This window comes from Mailhella massiliensis (assembly GCF_020741395.1).
Classification (GTDB): Bacteria; Desulfobacterota; Desulfovibrionia; order Desulfovibrionales; family Desulfovibrionaceae; genus Mailhella; species Mailhella massiliensis_A.
This window is the reverse complement of the sequence record NZ_DYZA01000205.1, coordinates 1-5,172: the sequence shown is the minus strand read 5'-3', so window position 1 is coordinate 5,172 and position 5,172 is coordinate 1. Positions and strand designations below refer to the sequence as shown.

The 5,172-nt window shown below is 56.7% G+C and carries 5 protein-coding genes and 1 tRNA gene; 3 read left to right on the top strand and 3 right to left on the bottom strand.

The features are described from left to right. Together K8W16_RS10070 and K8W16_RS10065 are read left to right on the top strand one after the other, a co-directional pair. Nucleotides 1-226 (top strand): hypothetical protein (locus tag K8W16_RS10070; RefSeq protein WP_304123218.1); only part of this gene is annotated, 226 nt, incomplete at its 5' end. A gap of 106 nt (nt 227-332) precedes the next feature. Beyond that, nucleotides 333-758, top strand: coding sequence for a VOC family protein (locus K8W16_RS10065; protein WP_304123215.1), 426 nt, complete (start codon nt 333-335; stop codon nt 756-758). A gap of 415 nt (nt 759-1,173) precedes the next feature. Here the strand turns inward: K8W16_RS10065 and K8W16_RS10060 are convergent, their stop codons facing one another. After that, entirely contained in the window at nt 1,174-2,208 is a 1,035-nt protein-coding gene (locus tag K8W16_RS10060; RefSeq protein WP_304123212.1) for a branched-chain amino acid aminotransferase, read from the bottom strand. 431 nt (nt 2,209-2,639) lie between these two features. Here K8W16_RS10060 and K8W16_RS10055 point away from each other — a divergent pair, with 431 nt between their 5' ends. Further along, entirely contained in the window at nt 2,640-3,155 is a 516-nt protein-coding gene (locus K8W16_RS10055; RefSeq protein WP_304123210.1) for a single-stranded DNA-binding protein, read from the top strand. Between the two features lie 927 nt (nt 3,156-4,082). On the opposite strand, the gene K8W16_RS10050 is transcribed toward K8W16_RS10055, so the two are convergent. Both K8W16_RS10050 and K8W16_RS10045 read right to left on the bottom strand, forming a co-directional pair. After that, nucleotides 4,083-4,158: transfer RNA gene (locus K8W16_RS10050), tRNA-Glu, on the bottom strand. Nucleotides 4,159-4,212: 54 nt separating this feature from the next. Next, nucleotides 4,213-4,815, bottom strand: coding sequence for a GDSL-type esterase/lipase family protein (locus tag K8W16_RS10045; protein WP_304123206.1), 603 nt, complete (start codon nt 4,813-4,815; stop codon nt 4,213-4,215). Nucleotides 4,816-5,172: the final 357 nt, after the last annotated feature.

Below are 5,172 nucleotides of genomic sequence, written 5' to 3'. Positions count from 1 at the left end.
AAGCGACTGGCACGAAATGGAGAACAGTGCCCGTTCCGCCGCCACGTTGGAGAAGGCCTTTGAGCTGGAAAAGAAGAGCCGTCTTCTGGCCGACCCTGTAGCGGAAATCATTACCCGTCAGAGCTACAGCGCGTATCTGCCGCGTCGTGTGGAGATCATGAAGGAATTGTTTCCTTACGTGGATGAATTTTATGAGCTCCATTCTTTCCGTTCCGTTATACGGTGAGAAATCACGGCTTAAGTTTTTTGAGAGGCATCGGGAGGCGGCTGCCGGTCTGTCCGGCGCATCCCTTCCCGGAGGCGTTGAGGTGCGGGAAACGCAGGAGGTCGGTATGAACGTGTGCAAAGGGCTGCATCATGTAGCCATGGCCATTCAGGATAGGGAAGTGTATGAGCGGACGACGGCGTTTTACAAGGACTTGATAGGTCTGCCCCTGATCAGAACCTGGGCCAGGGGGCCGCGGCATATTACCATGCTGGATTTCGGCAACAGCATCCTTGAAATCGTCTTCGGCGCCGAGGGCGCGGGTACAGGCGTGTTCGCCCATATCGCTCTGGCTGTGGAGCGCCCCGAAGATGTGGACGCCATGCTGGAGCGCTGCGTTGCCTGGGGATGCATCCTTTCCCGCCCGGCAGAAGATGTTCTGGCCGGAGAAGAGACCTGTGGAGGGGAAAGGCAGCCCGGCTCATTCCGTATGCGCAACGGCTTCTGCACCGGCCCTGCCGGGGAAAGCCTGGAATTTTTCTGCGAGTTTTAGCGCGGTTCCCTGTTCAGAAAAAGAGTGAGAGGTGAGGCACGAAGACCTCTCTGTCTGCATCCCGGGAGGTCTGTTTCCGAGCCGGGGCCTCTTGCGTATTTTTTGTTTCGGAATCTGCGGCAAGGCGTATGCGTCCCTTTGGGTCGTTTTCTCGGAGCCGGAGAACGTGCAGCTGCTGCCTGGCGGGGCCCTGTTTTTTTCCGGGCTGGGGATTTCCTGTCGGGCAGAAAAGCCCCTGATATGCTCCCCTGGTATGCTCCCCATCAGGTGGACAAAGTAAGAAAGCCCCACCAGGCTGAACTTTGTAACCTGATGGGGAGCATAGCAATTCCCTGTTTACGCAGGAGGGCTTTTTTACTTTATCTGTCGTGGCAGGCTTCGGCATAGAGCTGCCGGGATGCTTTCCAAGCCTCTCTTAGGCGATGCGCTTGATCCAGCCTTCAGGCGCTTCGATGCGGCCCATCTGTATGCCGGTGAGAGTGTCATACAGCTTGCTGAGTACGGGGCCCATATTGCCCATGCCGGAGGGGACGAGGATTTCCTTATCGTGATCCACAATCTTGCCTACAGGCGAGATGACGGCGGCCGTGCCGCAGAGGCCCACTTCCGCGAAGGAGGGTACTTCGGCGAGGGGTACCTCGCGCTCTTCCACCTCCATGCCGAGGTAATGCTGGGCCACATAGAGGAGGGAGCGGCGAGTGATGGAAGGAAGGATGCTTTCGCTCTTGGGCGTGACGAGCTTGCCGTCCTTCGTGATGAAGATGAAGTTTGCGCCGCCGGTTTCCTCTACCTTGGTACGGGTAGCCGGGTCGAGATACATGTTTTCCGCATAGCCCTGACGGTGGGCGTCCATGATGGCGTGCAGGCTCATGGCATAGTTGAGACCGGCCTTGATGTGGCCGGTACCGTGGGGTGCGGCACGGTCGAAATCGCTCACGCGGATGACGATGGGCTTGGCGCCGCCCTTGAAGTAAGGACCGACGGGCGTGACGAGAATACGGAACTGATATTCTTCAGCGGGTTTTACGCCGATGACGGCGGAGCTGGCGAACATATAGGGACGGATATACAAAGTCGCGCCGGAACCGTAGGGAGGCACCCAGGCAAGGTTGGCCTTCACGGTTTCCACCACGGCGTCAACAAAGCGTTCGGTGGGGTACACCGGCATTTCCAGACGGCGGCAGGAATCTTCCATGCGTTGGCCGTTGAGGTCGGGTCGGAAGCAGACCACATGGCCGTCTTCGGTGGTATAGGCCTTCAGGCCTTCAAAACAGGACTGGGAATACTGGAGCACACCGGCACATTCGGTAATGACTACCTTGTCGTCATCGGTAAGCAGACCGTCGTCCCAGGCTCCGTTCTTGTAGTTGGACACGAAGCGCTTGTCGGTCTTCATGTAGCTAAAGCTCAGATTTGCCCAATCCAGATTCTTTTTTTCCATGGTACACATCTCCTGACAGCGTACACGAGATTGCGTGTATAGGGACCGGCCTTGTGGTCGGGAGCCTTCGTTTCCGCAGAGCTGCCCCTGCGGCAAGATACACTTTCGGAAAACTCTGGCATTGTACGGCGTACTCGTCAAGTCCCGGTATGGGGGAATTTGTGTGTCCGGCATGTTTTTCCACCCTTTTTTCTTTAAAAAGTGTGACAATTATGTAAAGAGCCTGTCCGACGGGATGCGCGGAGTATGTTCCTCCCGACGTTTCCGTGCACAGGTGAATCCCTTTCCGTAAAGGATGAGGGCGGCATCCCCTGCCCCCGATACGGAAGGCCGCAGGCAGGTTTTTCTTGTGTTCCATGGGTATTCGGTCTATGTTGACCTCGTAAGAGAGCGATAGTGCCTCCCCTGTTCACCCTTTGGAAGAAGAAGGATTCGTTTCCATGCTGAATAAAGTCATGATCATCGGCCGCCTTGGAGCCGACCCTGAAATGCGCTATACCCAGAGCGGTTCCCCTGTGACTACCCTGCGCGTCGCCACGGATGAGTCGTATACCGATAAAGACGGCAATCGTATGGAACGCACGGAATGGCACCGTATCGTGGTGTTCCAGCGTGCAGCGGAAAACTGCAATCAGTACCTGCGCAAGGGCAGCCTTGTCTATGTGGAAGGCAAGCTTACCACCCGTAAATGGCAGGATCAGAACGGTCAGGACCGCTACACCACGGAAATCCGTGCCGACCGCGTGCAGTTTTTGGATCGTCGCAGTGCTTCCGCTCCCGGTGAGGGGGAAGAATACGGTAATTTCCGTCCGCCCAGGCAGGCCCGCCAGGAGAATACCTACCGCGCTTCCGACAAGGGGCAGCGCAGCCAGGCTCCCAGACAGGAAAGCAACTATGAAGATCTGGGCCCCGCCTTTCCTTCGGAAGCGAGTACCATGGACGATATTCCGTTCTAAGCGGGAATTTTTCTGCCGCGGCCCGGGGCCAGGCAAAATTCTCCGTAAAGAAGCGGCATGGCTTTCGGGCTGTGCCGTTTTTTATGCGCTTTTGCCCAGGAAAGATCCGTTGAGGGGAAAGGCGCATGGCCGTGCATATCTTTGACACATGCCTGCCGGTGACAGATATCCGGGATTGTCCCGTAAGAAAAGGCAGGCCGTTCGGGAAACGTGACTCCCGACTTGCCCCTGGATGCGCAGCCTGAGCGGAAGGGAAGGGGGGACTTTCCCGCTCGGCGGTTCCGGCATGTTCTCCCTTTCGGGGATTTTCCGGGAGTTTCTTTCCTTGTTCCTTCAGAAAGCCGGAGCGGTATTCCTACCCTTTTCGAGAAGTAAGGAATGTTGTGCTGCCTGGCCGGAAACAGTTCAGAATCAGCATATTTTTTCGGGCGTCAGGCCCGGTTTTTTCCGCAGGACAGGCAAACAGCCCGGATTCAGGCGGGGAAGGTCTCGTTTCAACAGGGATAAAAGGAAGAGGCAGGGACGCGATACTCCCTTTAATAAGGATACCGCATGGCCTGAAGATATCGGTCAACAAAGATGGGATTCCGCGGAAAGACACAGGCGGGGAAAGCCCTTTTGTTTTCCGGTGAAGCAGTAGGAGAAGCGCCGATATTTCCCATCCTGAAAGTTCAGCCCTTCTTCGTCGGATTTTATGGGCCCCTTTTGGCCCGCCGATGCAGTTTCCAGGGGCCGTGTCCGCAAGTGCCGCGGAGTTCCCGGTAGAGTTTCCTGCAAGGGTACCGGGAGCTCTGCGGCCTGAAAAATGCTGCCTTTCCCGAGTCTGGGGATAGGGGCATCATGTGAGGACGTAAAACGGCGAGACAGGATAAAAGTAAAGCCCCATAAGGAGTTATGATTCCTTATGGGGCTTTGGAAGATACATTCTGGTGTCACCAACGGGATTTGAACCCGTCTTGGAGGCTTGAGAGGCCTCTGTCCTAACCGGATAGACGATGGTGACGTGTCGTTCGCTCGACGTGTGCAATCTATAGGGCGCAGCCTGTTCTGTCAAGCATTATTTTTCGTTTTCGCTGAACCAGTGCTTCAGAGGGGCGGACTGTATGAGGGCTTCGGCTATCATTTCGTTGCCTGCCGGTCCGGGGTGTACGCCGTCGGTCAGATCCTGCACATAGCCCGCGTTCAGGAGAGGGTGGAAAATGTCGATAAAGGGTACGTCCACGGCCGCGCAGATGGCGGCATAGGCCGTGCACAGGCTCTCCAGGCGCGCGCAGTGAGCCTCATCCTTTACAGGGGGCGCGCTGATCAGAACTACGCTCCCGTAATCTTTTGCCTTCTGCAGAATTTCACGCGCGTTGGCCGCCGATTCTCCCACAGGCAGATTGGGCGAGCCCTGGGGAGCGGCCATATCCACCGTGCCGAAGCAGAAGATGAGGAAGGAGGGTACGCCCTCCATGGCCCGGGCCTGAAATTCTCTTTTCCAGCGTTCCAGAATCATGGCGCTGGAGTTTTTGCGAACCCCCATGTTGTAAAAAGTGTCCGGCGGCACCTGCAGACCGGCGGCGGCAGCTTTTCCGGCCAGCCTGGCCACCCAGCCCCCGGCGGGAGCGTCGTTCACGCCGAGGGTGACGGAATCACCGAAGAAATGGAAAATTTTCATAGAAACCTCGCAGGTTACAGGAGGATATCGTTGAAAAGGCCCCGGGCGGCTGCGGTTATACTTTGCAGCTTCGGCCATGACGTATCCTTGCCCGTAGGCAGAGCTCCTGCACCGGAAAAGTGGAAAAGGAGCCGGGCCTCACGAACCGGTGTTTGCCCTCGGGCTGGAACGTAGCGTTTTTTCTCTGGAGTGCCAAGCATGGATTTTTCCGCAAAAGTTTCCTTTATTCCGTGCCATGCATGTATGCGGATGCAGCTTCGGAACTTCTGTGCCGGACACATGCCGCCAGGCCGGGAAACGGAAGTCGCAAGGAGAGCGGGAAGCGGTGTTTCCCTGCTCTTGAAATACGCTCGGCTT